Origin of the sequence: Enterobacter sp. RHBSTW-00901 (genome assembly GCF_014103115.1) — a bacterium.
Lineage (GTDB): Bacteria > Pseudomonadota > Gammaproteobacteria > Enterobacterales > Enterobacteriaceae > Enterobacter > Enterobacter cloacae_P.
In genome coordinates this window covers 4,290,826-4,315,678 of the sequence record NZ_JABXPB010000001.1, presented here as the reverse complement: position 1 = coordinate 4,315,678, position 24,853 = coordinate 4,290,826, and the positions used below count along the sequence as shown (strand labels likewise).

Below are 24,853 nucleotides of genomic sequence, written 5' to 3'. Positions count from 1 at the left end.
TTATGCAATTGATTAAGCAATGTTTTTTTTTACTGATTCTGGGAACTGCAGCGTTATTTATGCCGCATGCGAAAGCGACCTGTACCACTCCGGATATGCCGAAAATGATTAACGTCGCCTCGATTTCGGTCTCCACAACGCTGGCTGTAGGGGCGATCATTCCCGGTTCGGAACAGACAGTGCATGTGGCGGGAAACTGCGATCAAAACATCGATAGTGGTCTGGAAATTGTCTCCTGCTATTACGGCACGGGTGCGGAAATCCCGGGCATGACTGGCGTTTATGACTCGGGCGTACCTGGCATTGGCATCGCGTTGATGAACGACAAGGGCCAGCGCATCAGTGGTGCGGGTGGCGTACAGTGTGATTCTCGCGGCACCCCCATTGGCTACGTCTCCAGCGACGGGCAGCAATCCTTCAGTTTTGACGTCACACTTGAGCTGGTGAAAACCAGCAATGAGATCGCATCAGGAATGTTGGCTCAGGCACAAACCCAGTTTGGTATTGGCGTATTTGGCCATGAGGGGATTGGCGAACCCAACGTTATCTCCTACGCAGGGAATGTCACATTTAACGAAGTGACCTGCTCGGTATCGCCAAAAAGCCTGACGATCACGTTAGGTGATTTCCCGGTCAGCGATTTTACAGGCACCGGCACGCTGACACCCGGTAAAACGTTTTATGTTGACGTCAATTGCACCGACACCGTTCAGCCTGAAGCGATGGTGACGAGTGCGAATGGCTACGAGACAGATTTTCCTGGCGTTATCAAACTGACCCCAGAAACTGGTGTCGCAACCGGGGTGGGAGTTCGTATGTTATATGATGGCGAAGTCCCTGTTTTCGGTACCTACAGGGACACCGCCGCAGTGGCACAGGCCAACCAGACGCTGGAGATCCCCTTCGAAGTGGCTTATGAGCAGATAGCCGCCGACGTAACCCCTGGTACTGCCAACAGCATTGCCACCATTACACTGGGCTATAAATGAAAAAGTATCTTCTGATTTTGCTTTTTGGCCTGGCGTATAACGCTATTGCGGACGATATTCAGGTAGAGATGCGGGGGAACATCTTCGCGAACACCTGCTCCGTAGACAGTGCCAGCCAAAATTTAACGGTCGATCTCGGCCAGGCGACGTCCGGGGATTTTAAAGACATCGGTGACACGGGAGTCTGGAAAAACGTTGATCTGACGCTCTCGAAATGCCCGGTCACCACAACGCTTGCCACCGCCACGTTTCACGGACAGGCGGACGGAGCACACCCGACGAAATTTGCGAATACCGGCACAGCTGGCGGTCTGGCTCTCGAACTGGCCGATCGCCCGGATAAAATGCTTATCGCCCCGGAGGCCAGTTTTAGCGTGCTGATTAATCAAAGCGATCATACGGCAGACTTCCCCTTAGCTGCGCGTTATTACGCCACCTCGATGCCCGTCACTGCCGGCACATTCAACAGCATCGTACAGGTGACCTTTACTTACCAGTAGGGCTGCGCCCCCTGGTACGGATGCTTTTTTTACGCCCCGCAGCCCGTTGTGCCGGGCGTTTTTTCACCTCAGGCACCTCCGGTTGCTCGATGGGGAAAACGGGCAACGCATTCAATAACCGCTGACCGTAGTTTTTGGTAAGCAACCGTTTATCATAAATCACCACCTCTCCCCAGCAGCCGTGGCTACGGATCAGACGCCCCACCTGTTGAATCAGGTTAAACGACGCAGCGGGCAGACTTTGCACCTCAAACGGATAGCGATTCAGGCTTTTCAGCCACTCTCCTTCGGTGATCACCACCGGGCTGTCGATGGGCGGGAAGGCTATCTTGTGGATATGTACCTGAGTGAGGTAATCCCCCTTCAGATCCAGACCTTCGGCGAAAGACTGCAACCCCACCAGCACACTGCGCTCACCGTTATCAATGCGTTTGCGGTGTAACTCAACCAGCCGATAGCGCGGCTGGTCGCCCTGAACAAGCAGGAGTAAACGCAGGTCGGTGACGTGTTCCAGAAAACGCTGCATCGCACGTCCGCTGGCGAACAGCACCAGCATGCCAGGGTATTTTTTGCTCTCTACCTGTTCGCGAAAATAGGCCGCCATCTCAGCAATGTGCTGCTCTTCGTTGTCGATAAGCGGCTCGTACTTCATACGCGGGATCACCAGCTTACCCTGCTCGCAGTGATTAAACGGTGAGTCCAGCGCCACAAAGCGGTCGCCAGCTTTTTCTCTCAGACCGCTCATCTCCTGCAAACGGGAGAAGCTGTTCAGGGAGCGCAGCGTCGCAGAGGTCACCACCACATGTGGTACGCTGCGCCAGATGAGCTTTTCCAGCTGGTCGGCCACGCGAATGCCCACGCAGTGGAAGAAAAGATGTACCTGCCCGTCTTTCGCTTCACGGGTGGCCCATTTGGTGACCGGTGCGCCGGAGGCCTGTGCCATGGAGGCCAGTCGCCAGAGCTTGCTTTGCGCTTCGAACATGCCGAGTGCGCGGTTCATCTGCAACAACACGCGATGCAGACGCACCACGTCATGGGTGCCCGTTTTCTCACTGAGATCGTTTAAGAACATCTCCGCCAGCCCGCGCAGCTTTTCAAGATGCTTTGCCAGCTGCTGGCAAATCTCCATCACCTCTTCCGGCAGTTCGCCCATGGCAAAGCGGTGCTCCGCTTCCTGCGTCGCCGGAAGGTAAAGGTTCAGGATATTGTTCAGTGACGAAATGAGCGTGTACACCTCTTCACAGTGCTCATTCAGCCGCTCAGGCACCGCCAGCGGCGGCGTAGTTTTCGGGCGGAACTGCTCCATGCAGGTTGCCACCAGCTTGCAGAACAGGTCGAGCTGCAGACGGAACCACGGGGCGGTAATTTCAGCGCTCATCTCCAGCGCATCCCGCGCCACATCAGGCAGATGATGGCCTTCATCGAGCACCAGCAACAAGTTTTTGGGTTCCGGCAGGACCGCTTCACTCTCCAGCGCGGCCATGACCAGAGCATGGTTTGCCACCACCACTTCTGCTTCCTGAATTTCACGCCGTGCAACAAAAAATGGGCACTCACGATAGTAGTGACAGTTGCGGTTCAGACAACTGGCTTTATCAGTGCTGAGCCTGCGCCACAAGTCGTCGTCAATCGCCTGATCGGTATGATCGCGCAGTCCATCCCATTTGTAGCTGTCGAGATCGGCTTTCAGCTTCGCACACCGATCCTGTTCAGCCTTATTGTTTGGCGTCAGTTCATCATCGAGAAACGCCAGCAGATCCTGCTGGGTGGGTTCGCTACTGGCGAGCGCCGCCAGGTTGCGTGGGCAGACATAACGCCCGCGACCAAAAGCGGCGGTAAAACGCAGTTCGGGAATAATTTTGCGCAGCAGAGGCAAGTCTTTGCTGTAGATCTGATCCTGCAGCGCCACATTGGCGGTGCTGACCACCAGCGTCTTTTGTTCTTCCCGCGCAATGGCAATGCCCGGGATCAGATAGGAAAGGGTTTTCCCGACGCCCGTCGGGGCTTCAATCGCCAGATGTCGTCCGTCGTCCCCGGCAAGCGTTTTTGCCACGTCAGCAATCATCTGCCGCTGTGGCGCTCGGGGGATAAAATCGGGGATCTGTTGTTGTAGCGCCTTATACCAGGCACCAATTTGCGCTTTGAGCGCCGCGGTTAAAGCCATCGGAAAACCTGAAATACTGTATAAACAGCCACTATTGTGGCACTTTCTTTCCGTTGCCGCAAAAAGAAAAGCCCGGCTTTACTGCCGGGCTTCCAGATTACTGCGCGTTAGCAGGTTTACGCGGGCGGCGTCGGCGCTGCCCTTCCCCTGCCGGTTTCCCTTCACCACTGCGCCACGGGTTTTCACCCGCCGGTTTAGCATCGTTGTTACGACGCGGAGGTTTAGCGGATGATTTTGGCGCACCACCTTCAGAGCGACGCGGTTGCTGACCACGACCGCCGCCACCCTGACCGCGACCACCGCCCTGACGACCGTTCTGGATCGGCTCCGCTTTGATGGATGGATCCACTTCATAGCCCGGGGTTTCGATACGCGGGATCTCTTTTTTCAGCAGACGCTCAATGTCGCGCAACAGTTTGTGTTCATCGACACACACCAGAGAGAGCGCTTCACCGGTGGCCGCCGCGCGGCCGGTACGACCAATACGGTGTACGTAATCTTCCGGCACGTTTGGCAGCTCATAGTTCACCACGTGTGGCAGCTCTTCAATGTCCAGGCCACGCGCGGCAATGTCGGTGGCCACCAGCACGCGGATATCACCGGATTTGAAATCAGCCAGCGCGCGGGTACGTGCCCCCTGGCTCTTGTTGCCGTGGATCGCCGCACTGCGAATGCCGTCTTTGTTCAGCTGCTCTGCCAGGTGGTTTGCACCGTGCTTGGTACGGGTAAAGACCAGCACCTGCTGCCAGTTACCCTGGCCAATCATCTGGGAAAGCAGTTCCCGCTTACGCTTTTTATCAACAAAGTGTACGTGCTGCGTGACCTGCTCAGAGGCGGTGTTACGACGCGCTACTTCGATTTCCAGCGGGTTGTGCAGCAGCTTTTCAGCAAGTGCCTTGATGTCGTCGGAGAAGGTCGCAGAGAACAACAGGTTCTGACGACGCGGTGGCAGCTTAGCCAGCACGCGGCGGATATCGTGGATAAAGCCCATGTCCAGCATGCGGTCGGCTTCGTCCAGCACCAGAATTTCAATTTGATCCAACTTCACCGCGTTTTGGTGTTCCAGATCCAGCAGACGGCCCGGCGTTGCCACCAGCACGTCCACACCACCACGCAATTTCATCATCTGCGGGTTGATGCTCACCCCACCGAAAACCACCAGCGAGCGAATGTTGAGATAGCGGCTGTACTCACGCACGTTCTCACCAATTTGCGCGGCCAGTTCACGGGTTGGCGTGAGGATCAGCGCCCGAACCGGACGGCGGCCTTTCGCGTGCGGCTGGTTTTTTACCAGCAGCTCTAACAGCGGCAGAGTAAAGCCTGCGGTTTTACCGGTACCGGTCTGAGCACTGGCCATCAGGTCGCGGCCTTCCAGCACGGCAGGGATCGCCTGCTTCTGGATCGGGGTTGGCTCGAGGTAACCCTGCTCTGCAATTGCACGCAGGATTTCCGGGTTCAGGCCAAGGGAATCAAAAGACATAAAAACTCCGAACCGCCCCGACCGTCACAGGTGTAGTTTTCAGGGAGATATAACGATAAAGGAGAGGACAAAAACCACAATGTCGCGAAGCAGCGGAGTGTAGCAGCTTTTGTGACGTGGCGCATAAAATATCCCTCAGCACGCCCTCGACGATACTGCGAATAAGGCATAATCTTAATCAATCGATTGATTAATTTTTAATGCCGTCATGAATATAACCCCGACCACCTCTAAAGATGAACAGGCCAAAAGCCAGCTTATCGCCGCCGCACTGGCGCAGTTTGGTGAGTATGGGTTACATGCCACCACGCGTGATATCGCCGCGCAGGCCGGGCAGAACATTGCGGCCATTACTTACTATTTTGGCTCAAAAGAGGATTTGTACCTCGCCTGCGCGCAGTCGATCGCCGATTTTATCGGCACGAATTTTCGCCCGCACATTGACGAGGCCTCCAGGCTGTTCAGTCAGCCGTCACCCGATCGTGCCGCTATTCGTCAGCTTATCCTCAATGCCTGCCACAATATGATCCGCCTGTTGACGCATGACGATACGCTGAACCTGAGTAAATTTATCTCCCGTGAGCAGCTCTCCCCCACTGCGGCCTATCAGCTGGTTCACGATCAGGTCATTGCCCCGATGCACACCCACCTGGCCCGGCTTATTGCGGCCTATACCGGGCGCGATGCCAACGATACAGAAACCATCTTGCATACCCACGCCCTGCTGGGCGAAGTGCTCGCCTTTCGTCTGGGGCGGGAAACTATCCTGCTACGTACTGGCTGGACACAATTTGATGAGGATAAAGCCGCGCAGATTAGCCAGGTCATCACCTGTCATCTCGATCTGATCCTGCAAGGCTTAACGCAAAGGAGCCTGAAGTCATGAAAAAACCTGTCGCCATCATTCTGGTGGTTGTTGTTCTGCTTGCCGCAGGTGTTGGTGGCTGGCTGTGGTATCAAAGCCATCAGGACAAAGGCCTGACGCTGTATGGCAATGCCGATATTCGTACCGTGAACATGAGCTTCCGCGTCGGTGGTCGTCTGGCGTCGCTCACCGTGGACGAAGGCGATACCATTAAAAGCGGGCAGATGCTGGGAATGCTGGACAAAGCGCCATACGAGAATGCGCTGATGCAGGCAAAGGCAGGGGTGTCTGTCGCTCAGGCGCAGTATGACCTGATGCTGGCAGGCTATCGCGATGAAGAGATTGCCCAGGCCGCCGCAGCCGTTAAACAGGCACAGGCGGCCTATGACTATGCGCAGAACTTCTATGCGCGTCAGCAAGGGTTGTGGAAAAGTCGCACGATTTCAGCCAATGACCTGGAAAATGCGCGTTCCTCCCGCGACCAGGCGCAGGCAACACTGAAATCCGCACAGGATAAATTAAGCCAGTACCATACCGGTAACCGCCCGCAGAATATTGCTCAGGCAAAAGCCAGCCTTGAACAGGCACAGGCTCAGCTGGCCCAGGCGGAACTGGATCTGCACGATACCACACTGGTTGCCCCCTCTGACGGCACGTTGATGACCCGCGCCGTGGAACCAGGCAGCATGTTAAGCGCGGGCAGTACCGTCTTAACACTGTCACTGACCCGTCCGGTGTGGGTACGCGCCTACATTGATGAACCCAGCCTCGGCCAGGTGCAGCCGGGCCGGGAGCTGCTGCTCTATACCGACGGTCGCCCGGACAAGCCGTATCACGGCATCGTCGGGTTTGTCTCCCCGACTGCCGAGTTCACGCCAAAAACCGTTGAAACACCGGATCTGCGTACCGCTCTGGTGTACCGCCTGCGCATCATCGTGACTGATGCCGACGACGCCCTGCGCCAGGGTATGCCGGTAACCGTAAAATTCAACGACGGGAAACGACATGAATGACACGGTTATCCAGCTCAACAATCTGGTAAAACGCTTCGCGGGCCTGGATAAACCGGCCGTTGCCCCGCTGAACTGTACCATCCAGAAAGGCTATGTGACCGGGCTGGTCGGCCCGGATGGTGCAGGCAAAACCACGCTGATGCGAATGCTGGCGGGGCTACTGAAGCCCGATGACGGCAGCGCCAGCGTACTCGGCCTCGACCCCATCCACGACGACAGTGCGCTCCACGCCATGCTGGGTTATATGCCACAGAAATTTGGTCTGTATGAAGACCTGACGGTGATGGAAAACCTGAATCTGTACGCCGACCTGCGCAGCGTTACCGGTGAAACCCGGCAAAAAACCTTCGCTCGTCTGCTGGAATTTACCTCACTTGGCCCATTCACTGGCCGGCTGGCAGGCAAGCTCTCCGGCGGGATGAAGCAGAAGCTGGGGCTGGCCTGTACGCTGGTGGGTGAGCCGAAGGTGCTGCTGCTGGATGAGCCCGGCGTGGGTGTCGACCCGATTTCACGCCGCGAGCTGTGGCAGATGGTGCATGAACTGGCAGGCGACGGGATGCTGATCCTCTGGAGCACCTCTTATCTCGATGAAGCCGAGCAATGCCGCGACGTGCTGCTGATGAACGAAGGCGAACTGCTCTACCAGGGTGAACCCACAACGCTGACGCAAAGCATGGCCGGACGCAGCTTCCTGCTGCACAGCCCGCAGGAGTCCAACCGCAAGCTGCTGCAGCGGGTGCTCAGGCTACCGCTGGTCAGCGACGGGATGATTCAGGGCCGCTCCGTGCGCGTGATCCTCAAAAAAGGGGCCACGGCAGCGGATATTCGCCACACACCGGGCATACCGGAAATAGACATTGAAGAGACAGCGCCACGCTTTGAAGATGCGTTTATCGATCTGCTGGGCGGCGCGGGCACATCGGAATCACCACTGGGCGCTATCCTGCATACGGTCGACGGTACGCCCGGTGAAACAGTGATCGAAGCGAAATCCCTCACGAAGAAGTTCGGCGATTTTGCTGCCACCGATAACGTCAATTTCGCCGTGAAGCGCGGTGAGATTTTTGGCCTGCTCGGTCCAAACGGGGCAGGAAAATCCACCACCTTTAAGATGATGTGTGGGCTGCTGGTACCCACCTCCGGCAAAGCGCTGGTGCTGGATATGGATCTGAAGGTCAGCTCCGGTAAAGCGCGTCAGCATCTGGGTTATATGGCGCAGAAATTCTCGCTGTACGGCAACCTGACGGTCGAGCAAAACCTGCGCTTTTTCTCCGGCGTTTACGGCCTGCGCGGACGGGCGCAAAACGAGAAAATCAGCCGCATGTGTGAGGCCTTTGGCCTGTCGAACATAGCGTCCCACGCCACCGACGAACTGCCGCTTGGATTCAAACAGCGGCTGGCGCTGGCCTGCTCGCTGATGCATGAACCGGATATTCTGTTTCTCGATGAGCCGACCTCGGGCGTGGATCCCCTCACCCGTCGCGAGTTCTGGTTGCACATCAACAGCATGGTGGAAAAAGGGGTGACGGTGATGGTCACTACCCACTTTATGGATGAAGCGGAATACTGCGACCGCATCGGGCTGGTCTATCGCGGCAAACTGATTGCCCACGGTACACCGGACTCGCTCAAAACGCAGGCCGCAGACGACAGCCAGCCCGACCCAACGATGGAGCAGGCATTTATCACCCTCATCCACGACTGGGATAAGGAGCATACCGATGCGCAGTAACGCTATTTCGTGGCGCAGGGTGCGCGCATTGTGCGTCAAAGAGACACGCCAGATTGTGCGTGACCCCAGTAGCTGGCTGATTGCCGTGGTGATCCCCCTGATGCTGCTGTTTATCTTTGGCTACGGGATCAACCTTGATTCGAGCAAGCTGCGGGTGGGCATTTTACTGGAACAGCAGAGCAAAGAAGCGCTGGACTTCACCCATGCCATGACCGGATCCCCCTATATTGACGCCACCATCAGCGACAATCGCCAGGCGTTGATCCAGAAGATGCAGGCCGGGAAAATTCGCGGGCTGGTGGTGATCCCGGTAGATTTCGACGCCAATATGGCGCGGGCGAATACCGACGCCCCCATTCAGGTGATCACCGACGGTAGCGAGCCAAACACGGCTAATTTCGTGCAGGGTTATGTGGAAGGCATCTGGCAGCTCTGGCAAATGCAGCGAGCCGAGGACAGAGGCGAAACGTTTGAACCGCTGATCGACGTGCAGACACGTTACTGGTTTAACCCCGCCGCCATCAGCCAGCATTTTATTATTCCGGGCGCGGTCACTATCATCATGACGGTAATTGGCGCGATCCTCACCTCGCTGGTGATTGCCCGCGAGTGGGAGCGCGGCACAATGGAAGCGCTGCTCTCGACTGAAGTGACGCGGGCAGAGCTGCTGCTCTGCAAACTCATCCCCTACTACTTCCTCGGCATGCTGGCGATGCTGCTTTGCATGCTGGTGTCGGTATTTATCCTCGGTGTGCCGTATCGCGGCTCGCTGGTGCTGCTCTTTTTCATCACCAGCCTGTTTCTGCTGAGCACGCTGGGGATGGGGCTGCTCATCTCGACCGTGACCCGTAACCAGTTTAACGCCGCCCAGGTGGCGCTCAATGCCGCCTTTTTACCGTCGATTATGCTGTCCGGGTTTATCTTTCAGATAGACAGTATGCCCGCCGTGATCCGCGCGGTGACGTACATTATTCCGGCGCGTTACTTTGTGAGTACGTTGCAAAGCCTGTTCCTGGCGGGGAATATTCCGCTGGTGCTGATTATCAACACCCTGTTTCTGATGGCCTCAGCGACGATGTTCATTGGGTTGACGTGGGTGAAGACCAAACGGCGACTGGATTAAGGAGCGAATATGTTTCACCGTTTATGGACATTGATCCGCAAAGAGCTACAGTCGCTGCTGCGCGAGCCGCAGACCCGTGTCATTCTGGTTTTGCCGGTGTTGATACAGGTTTTTCTGTTCCCGTTCGCCGCGACGCTTGAGGTGACGAACGCTACCATTGCCATCTACAACGAAGACAGTGGCAAACATTCTGTCGAACTGACCCAGCGTTTTGCCCGGGCGAAGGCTTTTACCCACATCCTGTTGCTGAAAAGCCCGCAGGCGATCCAGCCCACCATTGACACGCAAAAAGCGTTGCTGCTGGTCCGGTTCCCGGCAGATTTCTCCCGCAACCTGGACACCTTCCAGAGCGCACCGATGCAACTCATCCTCGACGGGCGTAACTCTAACAGTGCCCAGATAGCGGCTAATTACCTGCAACAGATAGTGAAAAATTACCAGCAGGAGCGGATGGAAGGTAAAACCAAACCCAATAACAGCGAGCTGGTAGTGCGCAACTGGTACAACCCAAATCTGGATTACAAGTGGTTTGTGGTGCCGTCGCTGATCGCCATGATCACCACCATTGGGGTGATGATCGTCACGTCACTTTCCGTCGCCCGCGAGCGCGAGCAAGGTACGCTCGACCAGCTTCTGGTTTCCCCTCTGGCAACCTGGCAGATTTTCGTCGGCAAAGCGGTTCCGGCACTGATAGTCGCCACCTTCCAGGCCACTATCGTACTGGGCGTTGGGATCTGGGCATACCAAATTCCGTTTGCCGGATCGCTAGCGCTGTTCTACTTCACGATGGTGATTTACGGGCTGTCGCTGGTTGGCTTTGGTTTGCTGATCTCAGCGCTTTGCTCGACGCAACAGCAGGCATTTATTGGCGTGTTCGTCTTTATGATGCCGGCGATTTTGCTCTCAGGTTATGTCTCTCCGGTTGAGAACATGCCGGTGTGGCTACAGGATCTGACGTGGATAAACCCGATTCGTCACTTTACGGACATCACCAAGCAAATCTATCTGAAGGATGCGAGTCTGGACATTATCTGGGGAAGTTTGTGGCCGCTACTGGTCATAGCGGCCACGACGGGGTCAGTGGCGTACGCGATGTTTAGACGAAACATTGCGTAGCTTTTTCTCTTTGGTGAGTAAAGAGACAACCGCAGGCCCTGCAAGAATGGCCAGACCGGCCAGGGCCAGCAACAGGTTGTTTTGCAGCACGCGTGACAGTAGCCACAGAACGATCATCGCCGCACCAAAATACCAGGTGGTGGTGAGCTCTTCGAGCACATCACCCACTTCGCGCCAGCGTGCTTCATGGTGACGCTGTAAGAACAGCATCGACAGCACGGTTACGCCGTAAAGCACACATAATCCCAGGCCAACACGCACCAGCGTGCCGCTCATCCAGCCCATCACCAGTACGGCCACGACCAGTAAATGCAACATTATCTGCCAGCAACTCAGGCCAGTTGCGACACGAACGCGTTGTTGCCACTTCATGGCTTCTCTCCTGAAGAATATTTCTCTGCTTATTCAGACTACCGCACTTTACGGAAAATTCCGTAACACCGCATCTTTTTGTGACGCCGACTACACTTTATTTTCATCAGGATAGTCATCCTGGAAGGCGTTTATGGCCCATAAAATACCGCTTTCTCGCGTAACGTGCTGACAATAAACATTCATGATAGCTTCATCGTATTTAACTGCTGCTTCATTTTATCAGCGCGGAGATCCACCTATGAAATGCGTCTGGCGGGAAGGTAACCGCATTACGCTGCTGGAAAATGGTGATAACTACTATCCGGCGGTTTTTGATGCCATCAGCCGCGCGCGGGAGAAGGTGATCCTCGAGACCTTTATCTGGTTCGAAGACGACGTGGGGAGACGGTTGCATGCCGTGCTGCTGCGCGCTGCACTGCGTGGTATCAAAATCGACGTATTACTCGATGACTATGGTTCACCGGATCTTAGCGATGATTTCGTCAACGCGCTCACCTCGGCGGGCGTGGTGTTCCGCTACTACGATCCTGGATCTCGCCTGTTTGGTATGCGCACTAACCTCTTTCGCCGGATGCACCGCAAAATTGTGGTTGTGGATGAAGCGATGGCGTTCGTCGGCGGCATTAACTATTCCGCTGAACATATGTCCGACTATGGAGCAGAGGCCAAACAGGATTACGCCATTCAAATTGAAGGCCCCGTGGTTCAGGACATCTTACTGTTCGAACTGGAAAACCTGTCGGGTAAAGAGGTCTCCCACCACTGGTGGGTACGCCGTCATCGCCCCGAAGAGAACCGGCATCCCGGAGAAGCGCAGGCGCTGTTTGTCTGGCGGGATAACGCTGAGCACCGGAACGATATCGAACATCACTACCTGAAAATGCTGGCGAAGGCGAAGCATGAAGTCATCATTGCCAATGCCTATTTCTTCCCCGGCTATCGCCTGCTTCACGCCATGCGTAACGCCGCCCGACGCGGCGTGCGCGTAAAACTGATTGTGCAGGGTGAGCCGGATATACCGATTGTGAAGGTCGGTGCGCGCCTGCTCTACAACTATCTGGTGAAAGGCGGCGTACAAATCTATGAATATCGCCGCCGACCGCTGCACGGCAAGGTCGCGCTGATGGACGATCACTGGGCGACCGTCGGCTCCAGTAATCTTGATCCGCTGAGTTTATCCCTTAATCTGGAAGCCAACCTGATCATTCACGATCGCCAGTTTAATCAGACCCTGCGCGATAACCTGCAGGGTCTGCTCGACAATGACTGCGTGCGTGTGGATGACTCGATGGTACCGAAACGCACCTGGTGGAATCTCGGAAAAAGCGTGCTGGCGTTCCACTTCCTGCGTCATTTCCCGGCGATGGTGGGCTGGCTGCCCGCTCATACACCAACGCTGGCACGTGTGGCTCCCCCTGTGCAGCCCAAAATGGAAACTCAGGATCGCGTAGAGGTGGAAGACGGAGAGAAAACCTGATGTTGACGGTTATTTGATACTGAAGAGCCGGAAGAAGAATGAGAAGGCGTTACAACGGGATTTAAGTCGGGTGGCGAAGCCGCCACCCGGCAAAACAACCTTAGCGACGGTTGCCCAGAATACGCAGCAGCATCAGGAACAGGTTGATGAAGTCCAGATACAGCGTCAGCGCACCCAGAATGGAGTATTTGCGCAGGTTTGAGCTGTCGCGCACGTCAATCTGCTCGCCAATGTTCTTCAGCTTCTGCGTGTCGTATGCCGTCAGCCCGACGAAGACCAGCACCCCAATGTAGGTCACGGCCCACATCAGCGCTTCGCTCTTCAGCCACAGGTTAACCAGCGACGCCAGCACAATCCCAATCAGCCCCATAAGCAGCATACTGCCAAAACCGCTCAGGTCACGTTTGGTGGTGTAACCCCACAGGCTCATCGCGCCAAACATCCCACCGGTCACCACAAACGTACTGGCGATGGACGAGTAGGTATAGACGATAAAAATGCTGGAGAGCGTTAGCCCCGTCAGTGCCGAATAGAGCATAAACAGCGTGGTTGCCATTCCGGCGCTGAGCTTCTGCACCATTCCCGACAGGACAAACACCAGCGCCAGCTGTGCAATAATCAGCCCAAAGAAGGTGATTTTGCTGGAGAAGATAAACATCATCAGTTCAGGCGTATTGGCCGCATACCACGCGATAAACGCCGTCAGCAGTAAGCCGACCGTCATCCAGCCATACACCTGAGCCATATACGTCTGCAGTCCGCTACGGGTCTGCTGTACTATCGAATCGGAACGCGGAAATCGGTCCATGATTCACTCCTGATTAAGTAGACACACACGTTAAGACTAACACATTTGCGTAAACCAACTACCAACGGCCGGCCGCTTGTTTGTCGCTGTCACGCGACTCAACCCAGCGGTCCCCCTCTGGTGTTGCTTCACGCTTCCAGAATGGTGCTTTGGTCTTGAGGTAATCCATAATGAATTCCCCTGCTGCGAACGCGCTGCTGCGATGGGCGCTGGTGACCCCAACAAAAACAATCTCTTCACCCGGCCACATCTCACCAATACGGTGGATAACCGTCACCCGTCCGAGCGGCCAGCGGCTGCGCGCCTGCCCGACAATCTCCGCAAGCGATTTTTCCGTCATGCCCGGATAGTGCTCAAGCGTCAGTGCCTTCACGCTGTCGCCGAGGTTGTGGTTACGCACTTTGCCGGTGAAGGTGACAACCGCACCATCTTCATCACGTTCGGCCAGCCAGCTGTATTCTGTTCCGACATTAAAACGCGCGTGGCCGACCAGAATTCGGGTTTCCGCCATTTCAGCCTCCTGTGACCGGCGGGAAGAAAGCGACTTCATCCCCTGCCGTGAGCGGATGGGTAAACTCGACCAGCGTCTGATTCACCGCGGCCAGCAACTTACCTTCATCCAGCGCCAGCGCCCAGCGGTCGCTTTGCGCGGCCAGATGCGTGCGAAGTGCGGCAACATCTTCAAAGGGAGCATCGAGCGTCAGGCTGTCGGTATTGACCAGCTCGCGTACCTGCGCAAAAAAGAGAACCTTAATCATGGCTGTCCACCTTAAAATCACCGGATTTGCCGCCACTTTTCGCCAGCAGGCGAAGCGGGCCAATCACCATGTCTTTCTGCACGGCCTTGCACATATCGTAGATGGTCAGCGCAGCAACCGACGCCGCCGTCAGGGCTTCCATCTCAACACCGGTTTTACCGGTTAAACGACACAGCGACTCAATGCGCACCCGGTTATGCTCTGGCTGCGCCTGAAGATTCACCTCCACCTTGCTCAGCATCAGCGGATGACATAACGGGATTAAGTCCCAGGTCCGTTTCGCCGCCTGGATCCCGGCAATGCGGGCGGTGGCAAAGACATCGCCCTTGTGGTGGCTGCCGTCGATAATCATCGCCAGCGTCTCTGGCCGCATGGTGACAAACGCTTCGGCGCGTGCCTCACGTACCGTTTCCGCTTTGGCGGAGACATCCACCATATGGGCTTCACCCGCGGCATTAATGTGGGTCAGTTGCGACATAACTTATTTCTTTAAATGAGGGTGGAAATTACACGGGCGGGTGCGGGCATCCAGCTGCGGCGCGATAATGTTATCCCACGCGGTGCGACAGGCTTTGGTGGAGCCAGGCATAGCGAAAATCAACGTGTTGTTTGCCACACCGGCCACCGCACGGGACTGCAACGTGGAGGTGCCAATCTCTTCAAACGAGAGCATACGGAACACTTCACCAAAGCCTTCCACTTCACGGTCGAACAGCGGGATCAGCGCCTCAGGAGCCTGATCGCCCGCGGTAAACCCGGTACCGCCGGTAATCAACACCACCTGCACCTCATCACCCGCAATCCACTGAGAAACCTGGGCGCGAATAGCATAACGGTTCTCTTTCACAATCGCTTTATCGACGATTTTATGCCCTGCTTCCTGTGCCGCCTCGCGTAGCCAGTGACCGGAGGTATCATCCTCTTCGCCACGGCGGTCGGAAACGGTCAGAATGGCAATACGTGTCGGGATAAATTCTGCGCTTACCTGACTCATCTTATGATTCCTTCTTAAGCCTGATTACCCGCCAATGTATGACAGGTTCTGAGTAATTCCGGTGTTGCCCTGATGCAGGAAGTGAGTTTGCTTTTTATGCGTCAGCGCTTCGGAAATGCGCGCTTCAAGCGCGTCCTGTTGAGCATCATCTTCCAGCAGATCGCGCAGATCGACGCCGCCATCGCCAAACAAGCAAAGATGCAGCTTGCCGACAGAGGAGACGCGCAGGCGGTTACAGCTGGCGCAGAAGTCTTTTTCATACGGCATGATAAGCCCGATTTCCCCTTCGTAATCAGGGTGACAAAAGACCTGCGCCGGGCCGTCGATACGCTGGCGGATCTGGTGGATCCAGCCGCGCTTCAGCAACTCGTCGCGCAGCACCATGCCGGAAATGTGATGACGACGGAACAGCTCACTGCCCTCGCCGGTTTCCATCAGCTCAATAAAACGCAATTGAATGCGACGTGGTTTGATCCACGCCAGAAAGGTGTCCAGTTGATGATGATTAACATCGCGCATCAGCACCGTATTGACTTTGACCTTGTCAAAACCGGCAGCAAACGCTGCGTCAATACCGTCCATCACCTGCCGGAACTTGTCCTGGCCGGTAATGGCGTGGAACTGGCGGGCATCGAGGCTGTCCACGCTGACGTTAATCGCCGTCAGGCCAGCATCGCGCCAGTTCGCCACATCACGGGCCATGCGGTAACCGTTGGTGGTCACCGCAATTTGACGGATACGCTCGTTTTCACGCACCGCCGCGATAATGTCAGGGAAGTCACGACGCAGAGAGGGTTCACCACCGGTCAGGCGGATCTTTTCCGTGCCGAGTTCAGAGAACGCCCGCGTGACGCGGCGCACTTCATCCACGGAGAGAAAGCCGTTATTGGTGACGCTGCCCGGTTTGTAGCCATCAGGCAGACAGTAGGTGCAACGGAAGTTGCACACATCGGTAATCGACAGACGTAAGTAGAAAAACTTACGCGCGAAAGCATCAGTAAGTTGTGAAGCCATGTACACCTTTCCAGATACGGGAGGCACAGTCATTTCTTTCTGTACCCTGGTGGCAAATCCGCCACGGCCAGAGCGCCATATCTTTCGACACAGGCACAAAGGCTAGAGTGTATGTTTTCAAATTTGAAAACGTGGTTAAGGCGATAGTAGCGCGGAAATCACCACTTCGCCATTATCGCCTTTCGCTATATAATTACCTTTATAGCGGTGTAATCGTGCATTTTCGCTACAGAATACGCAAAAACAGCACTTTCGCATTGATATACGTCATTTTGCGTCGAGTGAAGCATCGTCTTTTAGGGGTAGTTAGGGTACTGTTACGCTGTTCGAACGTAATAAGGAATGTGTATGCGCAATCGCACTTTTGCGGATCTTGACCGTGTGGTCGCTCTCGGTGGAGGCCACGGTCTGGGACGGGTAATGTCCTCTTTGTCTTCACTGGGCTCAAGGTTAACAGGGATAGTCACTACGACCGATAACGGAGGATCTACAGGACGGATCCGTCGTGCCGAAGGTGGGATCGCCTGGGGTGATATGCGCAATTGTCTTAACCAGTTAATCACCGAACCGAGCGTCGCCTCGGCAATGTTTGAGTACCGTTTTGGTGGTAATGGTGAACTTTCCGGGCATAACCTCGGAAATCTGATGTTAAAGGCGCTGGATCACCTGAGCGTACGCCCGCTTGAGGCCATCAATTTAATACGAAATCTGCTTAAAGTAGATGCATTCCTGATCCCGATGTCTGAACAACCGGTCGATTTGATGGCAATCGACGTGGAAGGCCATGAAGTTTATGGTGAAGTAAATATCGACCAGCTCTGCCTGCCGCCGAAAGAACTGATGACGTACCCGAGCGTTCCCGCCACGCGCGAAGCGGTGGAAGCCATCAGCGAAGCGGATTTGATCCTGATTGGCCCGGGCAGTTTTTATACCAGCCTGATGCCCATTCTGCTGGTCAAAGAGCTGGCCCAGGCGCTGCGCAGAACCCCTGCACCAGTGGTCTATATCGGTAATTTAGGGCGTGAACTGAGCCCGGCGGCGGCAGGCCTGACGCTTGCAGATAAGCTCGGCATCATGGAGCAGTACGTCGGGAAAAAAATCATCGATGCGGTGGTGGTCGGGCCGAAAGCGGATGTGTCAGGAATTAGTGCCCGCGTGGTGGTGCAGGAGCCGCTGGAAGCCAGTGATATTCAGTATCGCCACGATCGCCATCTGCTGCGCGAAGCGCTGGAAAAGGCGATTCAGGCGCTGGGCTGACAAAAAACCCCGGTGGCGCTGCGCTTACCGGGGCTACAAAAGACGCTAATCCCGTAGGCCCGGAAGCGCAGCGCCACCGGGAAAAAACGGCTCAGGACGCAGCAATAAACAGATCCCGCAACTGATGCAGCTGGTCACGGATTTGCGCAGCCTCTTCGAACTCCAGGTTCTGCGCGTGCTGCATCATCTGCCCTTCCAGTTCGTGGATTTTCTGCTGCAGCGCTTTCGGCGTTAGCTCAACGGTATCCGGCTCAACCACAGAACGCGCTTTACCGCGCCCTTTCGCTTTGGTCTTCGCAATGTTCTGACCCAGTGCCAGAATATCCACCACCTTCTTGTTCAGCCCCTGCGGGATGATCCCGTGCTCTTCGTTATAGCGCTGCTGTTTCTCGCGACGACGTTCTGTTTCGCCAATCGCTTTCGCCATCGACGGCGTAATTTTGTCACCGTACAGAATCGCCTTACCGTTGATGTTACGTGCGGCACGGCCAATGGTCTGGATCAACGAACGTTCAGAACGCAGGAAGCCCTCTTTGTCGGCATCCAGAATCGCCACCAGCGACACTTCCGGCATGTCCAGGCCTTCTCGCAGAAGGTTAATCCCCACCAGTACGTCAAACTCGCCCAGACGCAGGTCGCGGATAATTTCCATACGCTCTACGGTATCGATATCCGAGTGCAGATAACGCACCCGCTCCCCATGTTCTTCAAGATATTCGGTCAGATCTTCCGCCATACGTTTGGTCAGCGTCGTGACCAGCACGCGCTCGTTGATGGCAGAACGGATACGGATTTCAGACAGCAGGTCGTCAACCTGCGTGGCAACCGGACGCACCTCAATCACAGGGTCAAGTAAACCTGTCGGACGCACTACCTGGTCAACCACCTCATCACCGGATTTCTCCAGCTCGTAACTGCCCGGCGTTGCCGAAACGTAGATGCTTTGCGGGGCAAGTGCCTCAAACTCTTCAAACTTCAGCGGACGGTTATCCAGCGCCGACGGTAGACGGAAACCGTACTCCACCAGCGTCTCTTTACGGGCGCGGTCACCGCGATACATCCCGCCGATCTGCGGGATCGTCACGTGGGATTCATCAATCACCAGCAAACCATCTGCCGGAAGGTAGTCAAACAGCGTTGGCGGCGGCTCACCCGGCCCGCGTCCTGAAAGGAAGCGCGAGTAGTTCTCGATACCGGAGCAGTAACCCAGCTCGTTCATCATTTCCAGATCAAACTGGGTTCGCTGGCTTAAGCGCTGTTCTTCCAGCAGCTTATTGTTCGCCAGAAGCACCTTACGGCGATCGGCCAGTTCGTCTTTGATCTCTTCCATCGCCTGTACGATACGCTCACGTGGCGTGACGTAGTGCGTTTTTGGGTAGATGGTAAAACGCTGAATAACCGACTCAACATGTCCAGTCAGCGGGTCGAACAGCGACAGGCGTTCAACCTCTTCATCAAACAACTCAACGCGCAGCGCCATATCGTCCGATTCTGCCGGGAAGATATCGATAACCTCACCGCGCACGCGGAACGTACCGCGCTGGAACGCCTGGTCATTACGGGCGTACTGCAGCTCCGCCAGACGGCGCACAATCGCGCGCTGATCGATGATCATCCCCTGAGTCAGGTGCAGCATCATCTTCAGGTAAAGATCCGGATCGCCCAGACCGTAGATAGCAGAAACTGAAGCCACTACGATCACGTCACGGCGCTCCAGAAGCGCTTTTGTCGCCGACAGACGCATCTGCTCAATGTGTTCGTTCACCGAAGCATCTTTTTCGATAAAAGTGTCAGAGCTCGGGACATAGGCTTCAGGCTGGTAGTAATCATAGTAGGAGACGAAATACTCCACCGCGTTATCCGGGAAGAACTCTTTCATCTCTCCGTACAGCTGTGCCGCCAGGGTTTTGTTCGGGGCAAGCACCATTGTGGGGCGTTGCAGGTCGGCAATCACGTTAGCGATGGTAAAGGTCTTACCCGAACCGGTCACCCCCAACAGCGTCTGGTGTGCCAGCCCATCTTCCAGCCCCTCCTCCAGACGACGGATCGCCTCAGGCTGATCGCCTGAAGGACGGAAAGCAGAATTCAATTTGAACGGTTTACTCATGGGCGACAACCTGATGACGTAAAAAGCGGCAGGTGAGTAATTTTACTCGTTGTTGCCAGGAATGCCAGTAAAAAACACTGGATGAAAAACCAGTGGCGTGTCAGGATATTTAGAGTAGCGTGCAGATGATTAGCGCGTTACCGGTCAAAATTTAGACCGCGACAAAATAAAACACCAGCGAACCAGGGTTATCCCCAGAACTTTTTCTTTTTTAACATTTGTCAAGCCATGTAATGAAAGTTTTAGAGCAATGGATGACCGTTTGATTGCAGCAATTGCTTTTATCTAACAAATTGATTAATAAACGATATTTCCTAAAGCCGTGTTTCGCATCAATTTGGGCGTAACCCGCGTATTCTCTCGCTTATCGCGTGTTTTCTAACTCTAATACACATGGTTATCCACAGGAATGGTGGATAACTGCTTCCAGCCCGTACAGACCGCCACTCAGCAAATTCCCGGTTTTTCCCACCGGGCGGTGACAAAAAATTTTTATCACTCTTTTTTGATGATAATCAGTTGAGTTATTCATAACGCCCTGGTGAGATCTTACTCACAATTCCGCATTTTCGATCGCTGCACCACGACCCAACACCTCTGGCACTGTCGCTGTGCAATTCGGTAATCCACCGCCCGTCTGACGGTGACTTATTCCTAAAAAAGCCTCTTTTTTAATCAACTTAATGGTTCTGGCAGGCGTTTTGCACATTCCAGAAAGAGCCTTACCCGTACCCTTTTTAAGGAGAGAAAAATGTTGAGTCTGCGCGCAGTCAATCAGTTCTACGGAAGCCAACATACGCTATGGAATGTCGATTTAGATTTACCGCAAGGTTTATGCACGGGTGTCGTTGGCCTTCCGGGCATGGGCAAAACAACCCTGATCAATTGCATCACAGGAAATTTGCCCGTGGAGAGTGGCACCATCATCTGGCATGAAGCCGGTGCCCCACCGCAAGATTTACTCAGCCAGGCCCCCGAACAGCGTGCAGTGTCAGGGATTGGCTACGTTCCTCAGGACAGACGGATCTTTTCTCAGTTAACCATTGAGGAGAATCTGCACATCGCCATGCGGGCAACGGGAATTGCTGATCCTGCAGCAAAACGTGATGTTTATGACCTGTTTCCGCAGCTTTACTCGCTGCGACAAACCCACGCCAGGGGGCTTTCCCCTGACGACCAGTATCAACTTGCCCTCGCCAACGCGCTCGTGAACCGTCCACGCATACTGATCCTTGATGAACCGATGCATGGTGCAGGACACAGCTTCGCCCAGAAGCTGGGGCAACTGCTGGCGCGTCTTAACCGGGAATTAGGGATGACGGTGCTATTAGCCGAACAACAGCTGTCGTTTATCCGCCGGGTTGCAGATCGTTTTTGTATGCTGTATCGCGGGCGTAACGTGGCACAGGGCCACGTTAACGAGCTGGATGATGAGCTTATCGCTCACTGGATGTCACTGGAGGCAAGACGCTGAGATCGAGATAGTGTCCGGTTTCGGCACACTCTGCGTCGTCGGCAAGCCACGGGATCTCCCCGAGGAACGGCGCAGGAAGTGCCCGTTTGAGCGTTGCCAGATACTCATGATGGCGTTTTCCCGGGGCAACCACGTCGTTGGCTATCCAGCCCGCCAGACGCAGACCAGACTGTTGAATGGCGTGAGCGGTCAACATGGCGTGGTTGATACAGCCCAGCTTCACACCGACCACCAGGATCACCGGAAGCTGTTCTGCCTGCACCCAATCCGCAAACGTCTGATCGTCTGAAAGCGGCGTAAACCAGCCGCCCGCCCCTTCCACCAGCACCCAGTCAGCCTGGCTTTCCAGCGCCCGCAGCCCGGCAGACAGCACGGAAAAATCAATCGGACGGCCTTCGTCTGCACTGATGATGTGCGGTGAGGTCGGCTCAGCAAAGGTGTACGGATTTACCGCCGGATAGGCGAGCACCAGGCTGCTGTTACGCTGTAGCGTCAGCGCGTCGCTATTGCGCAAGCCTTCCGGCGTCATCTCGCTGCCTGAGGCTACCGGCTTATACCCGGCAGTGGTTTTTCCCTGCAGACGCGCAGCCTGCAGCAGCGCAGAACTGGCAACCGTTTTCCCCACTTCCGTATCCGTTCCGGTGACAAAATAACGTTCAGTCACGTTCGATAATCCCATGAAAAAGTTGATAAGAGAGCGGGAAGCGACCCCGCTGTTGCGGCCAGGCCTGTTCCAGACGCTGCAGCTCCCCACGGGTGAGTGGTTTTCTCTCCCGCCCGGCATGCAGGTGTGTTGCGCCTATCCCCTTCAGGGAGCGCATGGCGCTGAAAGCATCGCTGAAGTTGAGCGTGATGGTTTGCACTGCGCAGCGATAGCGCCAGCCTGACAACGCCTGCGTGACCTGGTCGTGGGATAAAAACCGGTTGGCATGCGGCTGTTCATCCACTGCGCGCCAGGCCTGATTCAGCTCCGGTAATGAGCTTTCCAGCAAGGTGGTAAAGGCCACTTTGCCCCCGGGACGCGCCACGCGATAAAGCTCACCGGCTGCCCGGTTCAGGCTGCTGCACCACTGCACCGCCAGATGGCTCCAGACGAGGTCAAACTGTGCATCCGGCAGCGGGATAGCCTCGATATCGGCCACCAGATAGCAGTCTGCCGCCTGTTGCAGTCGTGCCTCGTCAAGCATCTGAGCTGACAGGTCAATCGCCGTGACGTGGCTCCCCGCCTCGCGCCAGTAGCGGTTGTGACTTCCCGGGCCACAGCCTGCGTCCAGCACCTGTGAAAACGCGTTCTCACCGAGCGTGGCAAGCAGCCCCTGTGCGCTCTGGCGCTGCAGTTCATCGTGCTGCGAATAGCTCCTGGCTGCCCGGCCAAACGCCGCTGCAATGGCCTGCTTATTGACTGGCGACATGCAGTGCCTCCAGAAGAGCATCAATATCCTGTGCTTTGTGCGCTGCCGTCAGCGTCAGGCGCAGACGGGCGGTGCCCGGTGGCACGGTCGGCGGGCGAATCGCGGTGACCCACATTCCCCGTTCGCGCAGCGCCTGTGCCAGCGCTAATGCCCGGCTGTTTTCGCCGACAATAACGGGCTGAATAGCGCTCAGTGAGTCCGTACTCTGGAATGGCAGCGCCCCTAACCCCTGGCGAAAACGATGAATATGTTCCGCTAACCGCTGCCGACGTTCCGCACCTTCTTCGCTGCGGATCACCGCCATCGACGCGGACAACGCCACGGCCTGCGCGGGTGGCATACTGGTGCTGTAAATCAGATGTCGTGCGAACTGCAACAAATAATCGGCCACGGGATCGCTGCACAACACGGCAGCGCCGCTCACACCAAAGCCCTTGCCGAAGGTGACCACCAGTAGCTCCGGCTTCACGTTTTGCTGGTGCGCACTTCCCCGCCCTTCATCACCCATCACGCCAATACCGTGGGCATCGTCGACCAGCAACCAGCCATTTTGCTGTTTCGCCGCGTCATGCAACGCACGCAACGGCGCACTGTCACCGTCCATGCTAAACACCCCTTCCGTCACCACCAGCTGTTGTCCGGCGCAGGGTTTGTCCAGCAGGGTTGAGAGCTGCCCGGCATCGTTATGTGCAAAACGCCGCAGCTGCGCCGGGCTTAAATTTGCCGCCTCCAGCAGGGAGGCGTGGCTTAGACGGTCGGCAACAATCCGGTCATCTTTGCCCATCAGAGCGGCGATGACCGCCTGATTGGCGGCAAAACCCGAGATAAACAGCAGCGCACGCGGGTAACCCAGCCAGTCGGCAAGCGCCTCCTCCAGCGCCCGATGCGCCGTCGTATAGCCGCTGACGTGGCCCGAACCACCGCTGCCCACGCCAAATCGCGCTGCGCCATCCTGCCAGGCGCGAACGATTGCCGGATGCTGGCTCAGACCGAGGTAATCGTTACTGGAGAAATTACAAAACTGCCGATCTTCACGGGTGAGAAAACGGCCTGCGCCGTTTTCCACTACTCTGCGTACCCGAAAAGCATCCGCCGCCCGGCGTTCTTCCAGGGCGGAATTGATACGCTGTTGCCAGGTCATACGGCTGCCGCGTTGTAGAACTGTTCAGTGTCGGCGTTGAAAATCTGCTGTTCCAGTTGCTGCTGTTGCTCGTTGTCACCCGTCAGCACGTCAGTCTGATGCGGGTTCAGCCCCAGCTTGCGGAACAGCTGTACGTCTTTGTCCTCTTCCGGATTCGGCGTGGTCAGCAGTTTGCAGCCGTAGAAGATAGAGTTAGCCCCGGCCATAAAGCACATCGCCTGCGTCTGTTCACTCATCTGCTCACGACCCGCAGAAAGGCGTACAAACGAGCCTGGCATCATGATGCGCGCCACCGCGATGGTGCGGATAAAATCAAATGCATCCACGTCGTCGTTATCCGCCAGCGGTGTGCCTTTGACCTTCACCAGCATGTTGATTGGCACGCTTTCCGGCGGGGTTGGCAGGTTCGCCAGCTGCAACAGCAGACCGGCACGATCTTTCACCGTTTCGCCCAGACCAACGATCCCCCCGGAACAGACTTTGATGCCTGCATCGCGGACTTTATCCAGCGTATCCAGACGCTCCTGATAAGTGCGCGTGGTGATGATGTTGCCGTAAAACTCCGGCGACGTGTCGAGGTTGTGGTTGTAGTAATCCAGACCTGCTGCCGAGAGGCGCTGCGCCTGCTCTTCGTTCAGCGTGCCAAGGGTCATACAGGCTTCCAGCCCCATCTCCTTCACGCCCTTCACCATCTGCTCCAGATATGGCATATCGCGTTCGTGCGGGTTTTTCCACGCTGCGCCCATACAGAAACGGGTCGAACCGGCGTTCTTTGCCTTGCGCGCAGAGTCGAGCACCTGCTCCACTTCCATCAGACGTTCGGATTCAAGACCGGTTTTATAGCGCGCACTCTGCGGGCAATATTTGCAATCTTCCGGGCATGCGCCGGTCTTGATCGACAGCAGCGTACTGACCTGAACATGGCGCGGATCGAAGTGCTGACGGTGTACCTGTTGGGCTTCAAACATCAGCTCCAGGAAAGGTTTATTGAATAATTCAGTAACTTGCGACATCGTCCAGCGTGCGTGGTGAGCCATTGGGCTTCTCCAAAGGG

General features: G+C 55.8%; 24 protein-coding genes and 1 riboswitch. Of the genes, 10 read left to right on the top strand and 14 right to left on the bottom strand.

The window, feature by feature from the left end:
• Positions 1-2 precede the first annotated feature (2 nt).
• Together HV318_RS20795 and HV318_RS20790 are read left to right on the top strand one after the other, a co-directional pair.
• Positions 3-989, top strand: a complete 987-nt coding sequence (locus tag HV318_RS20795; protein ID WP_182274214.1) for a fimbrial protein — start codon at positions 3-5, stop codon at positions 987-989.
• Positions 986-1,489 (top strand): fimbrial protein, encoded by a 504-nt coding sequence (locus HV318_RS20790; RefSeq protein ID WP_182274213.1) that lies wholly within the window; start codon positions 986-988, stop codon positions 1,487-1,489. Before HV318_RS20795 ends, HV318_RS20790 begins: the two co-directional genes overlap by 4 nt.
• On the opposite strand, the gene dinG is transcribed toward HV318_RS20790, so the two are convergent.
• Both dinG and rhlE read right to left on the bottom strand, forming a co-directional pair.
• Positions 1,476-3,653, bottom strand: a complete 2,178-nt coding sequence (dinG, locus tag HV318_RS20785; RefSeq protein WP_182274212.1) for an ATP-dependent DNA helicase DinG — start codon at positions 3,651-3,653, stop codon at positions 1,476-1,478. The two genes, HV318_RS20790 and dinG, sit on opposite strands and share 14 nt — an antisense overlap.
• 97 nt (positions 3,654-3,750) lie before the next feature.
• Positions 3,751-5,133 (bottom strand): ATP-dependent RNA helicase RhlE, encoded by a 1,383-nt coding sequence (gene rhlE, locus HV318_RS20780; protein WP_182274211.1) that lies wholly within the window; start codon positions 5,131-5,133, stop codon positions 3,751-3,753.
• Positions 5,134-5,341: 208 nt separating this feature from the next.
• Here rhlE and cecR point away from each other — a divergent pair, with 208 nt between their 5' ends.
• The 5 genes from cecR to HV318_RS20755 are packed head-to-tail and all read left to right on the top strand — an operon-like array spanning position 5,342 to position 10,982.
• Positions 5,342-6,019: a transcriptional regulator CecR gene (cecR, locus tag HV318_RS20775; protein WP_182274210.1), complete on the top strand. Its 678-nt coding sequence runs from the start codon at positions 5,342-5,344 to the stop codon at positions 6,017-6,019.
• Positions 6,016-7,011: a secretion protein HlyD gene (gene hlyD / locus HV318_RS20770; protein ID WP_182274209.1), complete on the top strand. Its 996-nt coding sequence runs from the start codon at positions 6,016-6,018 to the stop codon at positions 7,009-7,011. Before cecR ends, hlyD begins: the two co-directional genes overlap by 4 nt.
• On the top strand, positions 7,004-8,743 hold the full coding sequence (locus HV318_RS20765) for an ATP-binding cassette domain-containing protein (protein ID WP_182274208.1): 1,740 nt from the start codon (positions 7,004-7,006) through the stop codon (positions 8,741-8,743). Before hlyD ends, HV318_RS20765 begins: the two co-directional genes overlap by 8 nt.
• Positions 8,733-9,866, top strand: a complete 1,134-nt coding sequence (locus HV318_RS20760; protein ID WP_182274207.1) for an ABC transporter permease — start codon at positions 8,733-8,735, stop codon at positions 9,864-9,866. Before HV318_RS20765 ends, HV318_RS20760 begins: the two co-directional genes overlap by 11 nt.
• A 9-nt stretch (positions 9,867-9,875) precedes the next feature.
• Positions 9,876-10,982, top strand: a complete 1,107-nt coding sequence (locus tag HV318_RS20755; protein ID WP_182274206.1) for an ABC transporter permease — start codon at positions 9,876-9,878, stop codon at positions 10,980-10,982.
• On the opposite strand, the gene HV318_RS20750 is transcribed toward HV318_RS20755, so the two are convergent.
• Complete coding sequence (locus tag HV318_RS20750; RefSeq protein ID WP_182274205.1) at positions 10,944-11,354, bottom strand: YbhQ family protein; 411 nt, start codon at positions 11,352-11,354, stop codon at positions 10,944-10,946. The genes HV318_RS20755 and HV318_RS20750 overlap by 39 nt on opposite strands.
• Before the next feature lie 241 nt (positions 11,355-11,595).
• Here HV318_RS20750 and clsB point away from each other — a divergent pair, with 241 nt between their 5' ends.
• Positions 11,596-12,834, top strand: a complete 1,239-nt coding sequence (gene clsB / locus HV318_RS20745; RefSeq protein WP_182274204.1) for a cardiolipin synthase ClsB — start codon at positions 11,596-11,598, stop codon at positions 12,832-12,834.
• 100 nt (positions 12,835-12,934) lie between these two features.
• Here the strand turns inward: clsB and HV318_RS20740 are convergent, their stop codons facing one another.
• From HV318_RS20740 to moaA, 6 genes are all read right to left on the bottom strand, one after another.
• Positions 12,935-13,642 (bottom strand): Bax inhibitor-1/YccA family protein, encoded by a 708-nt coding sequence (locus tag HV318_RS20740; RefSeq protein ID WP_182274203.1) that lies wholly within the window; start codon positions 13,640-13,642, stop codon positions 12,935-12,937.
• 58 nt (positions 13,643-13,700) lie between these two features.
• On the bottom strand, positions 13,701-14,153 hold the full coding sequence (gene moaE / locus HV318_RS20735; protein WP_182274202.1) for a molybdopterin synthase catalytic subunit MoaE: 453 nt from the start codon (positions 14,151-14,153) through the stop codon (positions 13,701-13,703).
• Position 14,154: 1 nt separating this feature from the next.
• Entirely contained in the window at positions 14,155-14,400 is a 246-nt protein-coding gene (moaD, locus tag HV318_RS20730; RefSeq protein WP_182274201.1) for a molybdopterin synthase sulfur carrier subunit, read from the bottom strand.
• Positions 14,393-14,878: a cyclic pyranopterin monophosphate synthase MoaC gene (moaC, locus tag HV318_RS20725; RefSeq protein WP_182274200.1), complete on the bottom strand. Its 486-nt coding sequence runs from the start codon at positions 14,876-14,878 to the stop codon at positions 14,393-14,395. The genes moaD and moaC overlap by 8 nt, the downstream gene beginning before the upstream one ends.
• Positions 14,879-14,881: 3 nt before the next feature.
• Positions 14,882-15,394, bottom strand: a complete 513-nt coding sequence (gene moaB, locus HV318_RS20720) for a molybdenum cofactor biosynthesis protein B (protein ID WP_182274199.1) — start codon at positions 15,392-15,394, stop codon at positions 14,882-14,884.
• 24 nt (positions 15,395-15,418) lie between these two features.
• Positions 15,419-16,408, bottom strand: a complete 990-nt coding sequence (gene moaA / locus HV318_RS20715) for a GTP 3',8-cyclase MoaA (RefSeq protein ID WP_182274198.1) — start codon at positions 16,406-16,408, stop codon at positions 15,419-15,421.
• Positions 16,396-16,530, bottom strand: a riboswitch (molybdenum cofactor riboswitch). (Overlaps the previous gene by 13 nt.)
• A gap of 226 nt (positions 16,531-16,756) precedes the next feature.
• On the opposite strand from moaA, the gene yvcK reads away from it, so the two are divergent.
• Positions 16,757-17,665, top strand: coding sequence for a uridine diphosphate-N-acetylglucosamine-binding protein YvcK (yvcK, locus tag HV318_RS20710; RefSeq protein WP_182274197.1), 909 nt, complete (start codon positions 16,757-16,759; stop codon positions 17,663-17,665).
• Positions 17,666-17,756: 91 nt separating this feature from the next.
• On the opposite strand, the gene uvrB is transcribed toward yvcK, so the two are convergent.
• Positions 17,757-19,772, bottom strand: coding sequence for an excinuclease ABC subunit UvrB (gene uvrB, locus HV318_RS20705; protein ID WP_182274196.1), 2,016 nt, complete (start codon positions 19,770-19,772; stop codon positions 17,757-17,759).
• 751 nt (positions 19,773-20,523) lie between these two features.
• Here uvrB and HV318_RS20700 point away from each other — a divergent pair.
• Positions 20,524-21,246 (top strand): ABC transporter ATP-binding protein, encoded by a 723-nt coding sequence (locus HV318_RS20700; RefSeq protein WP_182274195.1) that lies wholly within the window; start codon positions 20,524-20,526, stop codon positions 21,244-21,246.
• On the opposite strand, the gene bioD is transcribed toward HV318_RS20700, so the two are convergent.
• The 4 genes from bioD to bioB are packed head-to-tail and all read right to left on the bottom strand — an operon-like array spanning position 21,209 to position 24,836.
• Positions 21,209-21,910 carry a dethiobiotin synthase gene (gene bioD / locus HV318_RS20695; RefSeq protein ID WP_182274194.1) on the bottom strand — a complete coding sequence of 234 codons (702 nt, stop codon included), beginning with the start codon at positions 21,908-21,910 and terminating at the stop codon, positions 21,209-21,211. The two genes, HV318_RS20700 and bioD, sit on opposite strands and share 38 nt — an antisense overlap.
• Complete coding sequence (bioC, locus tag HV318_RS20690; RefSeq protein WP_182274193.1) at positions 21,903-22,658, bottom strand: malonyl-ACP O-methyltransferase BioC; 756 nt, start codon at positions 22,656-22,658, stop codon at positions 21,903-21,905. Before bioC ends, bioD begins: the two co-directional genes overlap by 8 nt.
• Positions 22,642-23,799, bottom strand: a complete 1,158-nt coding sequence (gene bioF, locus HV318_RS20685; protein ID WP_182274192.1) for an 8-amino-7-oxononanoate synthase — start codon at positions 23,797-23,799, stop codon at positions 22,642-22,644. Before bioF ends, bioC begins: the two co-directional genes overlap by 17 nt.
• Positions 23,796-24,836 (bottom strand): biotin synthase BioB, encoded by a 1,041-nt coding sequence (bioB, locus tag HV318_RS20680; protein ID WP_182274191.1) that lies wholly within the window; start codon positions 24,834-24,836, stop codon positions 23,796-23,798. Before bioB ends, bioF begins: the two co-directional genes overlap by 4 nt.
• Positions 24,837-24,853: the final 17 nt, after the last annotated feature.

Bases quoted from the DNA above. Each gene is read 5' to 3' on its own strand.
- HV318_RS20795 (WP_182274214.1), top strand. From the start codon at position 3: ATGCAATTGATTAAGCAATGTTTTTTTTTACTGATTCTGGGAACTGCA.
- HV318_RS20790 (WP_182274213.1), top strand. From the start codon at position 986: ATGAAAAAGTATCTTCTGATTTTGCTTTTTGGCCTGGCGTATAACGCT.
- dinG (WP_182274212.1), bottom strand. From the start codon at position 3,653: ATGGCTTTAACCGCGGCGCTCAAAGCGCAAATTGGTGCCTGGTATAAG.
- rhlE (WP_182274211.1), bottom strand. From the start codon at position 5,133: ATGTCTTTTGATTCCCTTGGCCTGAACCCGGAAATCCTGCGTGCAATT.
- cecR (WP_182274210.1), top strand. From the start codon at position 5,342: ATGAATATAACCCCGACCACCTCTAAAGATGAACAGGCCAAAAGCCAG.
- hlyD (WP_182274209.1), top strand. From the start codon at position 6,016: ATGAAAAAACCTGTCGCCATCATTCTGGTGGTTGTTGTTCTGCTTGCC.
- HV318_RS20765 (WP_182274208.1), top strand. From the start codon at position 7,004: ATGAATGACACGGTTATCCAGCTCAACAATCTGGTAAAACGCTTCGCG.
- HV318_RS20760 (WP_182274207.1), top strand. From the start codon at position 8,733: ATGCGCAGTAACGCTATTTCGTGGCGCAGGGTGCGCGCATTGTGCGTC.
- HV318_RS20755 (WP_182274206.1), top strand. From the start codon at position 9,876: ATGTTTCACCGTTTATGGACATTGATCCGCAAAGAGCTACAGTCGCTG.
- HV318_RS20750 (WP_182274205.1), bottom strand. From the start codon at position 11,354: ATGAAGTGGCAACAACGCGTTCGTGTCGCAACTGGCCTGAGTTGCTGG.
- clsB (WP_182274204.1), top strand. From the start codon at position 11,596: ATGAAATGCGTCTGGCGGGAAGGTAACCGCATTACGCTGCTGGAAAAT.
- HV318_RS20740 (WP_182274203.1), bottom strand. From the start codon at position 13,642: ATGGACCGATTTCCGCGTTCCGATTCGATAGTACAGCAGACCCGTAGC.
- moaE (WP_182274202.1), bottom strand. From the start codon at position 14,153: ATGGCGGAAACCCGAATTCTGGTCGGCCACGCGCGTTTTAATGTCGGA.
- moaD (WP_182274201.1), bottom strand. From the start codon at position 14,400: ATGATTAAGGTTCTCTTTTTTGCGCAGGTACGCGAGCTGGTCAATACC.
- moaC (WP_182274200.1), bottom strand. From the start codon at position 14,878: ATGTCGCAACTGACCCACATTAATGCCGCGGGTGAAGCCCATATGGTG.
- moaB (WP_182274199.1), bottom strand. From the start codon at position 15,394: ATGAGTCAGGTAAGCGCAGAATTTATCCCGACACGTATTGCCATTCTG.
- moaA (WP_182274198.1), bottom strand. From the start codon at position 16,408: ATGGCTTCACAACTTACTGATGCTTTCGCGCGTAAGTTTTTCTACTTA.
- yvcK (WP_182274197.1), top strand. From the start codon at position 16,757: ATGCGCAATCGCACTTTTGCGGATCTTGACCGTGTGGTCGCTCTCGGT.
- uvrB (WP_182274196.1), bottom strand. From the start codon at position 19,772: ATGAGTAAACCGTTCAAATTGAATTCTGCTTTCCGTCCTTCAGGCGAT.
- HV318_RS20700 (WP_182274195.1), top strand. From the start codon at position 20,524: ATGTTGAGTCTGCGCGCAGTCAATCAGTTCTACGGAAGCCAACATACG.
- bioC (WP_182274193.1), bottom strand. From the start codon at position 22,658: ATGTCGCCAGTCAATAAGCAGGCCATTGCAGCGGCGTTTGGCCGGGCA.
- bioF (WP_182274192.1), bottom strand. From the start codon at position 23,799: ATGACCTGGCAACAGCGTATCAATTCCGCCCTGGAAGAACGCCGGGCG.
- bioB (WP_182274191.1), bottom strand. From the start codon at position 24,836: ATGGCTCACCACGCACGCTGGACGATGTCGCAAGTTACTGAATTATTC.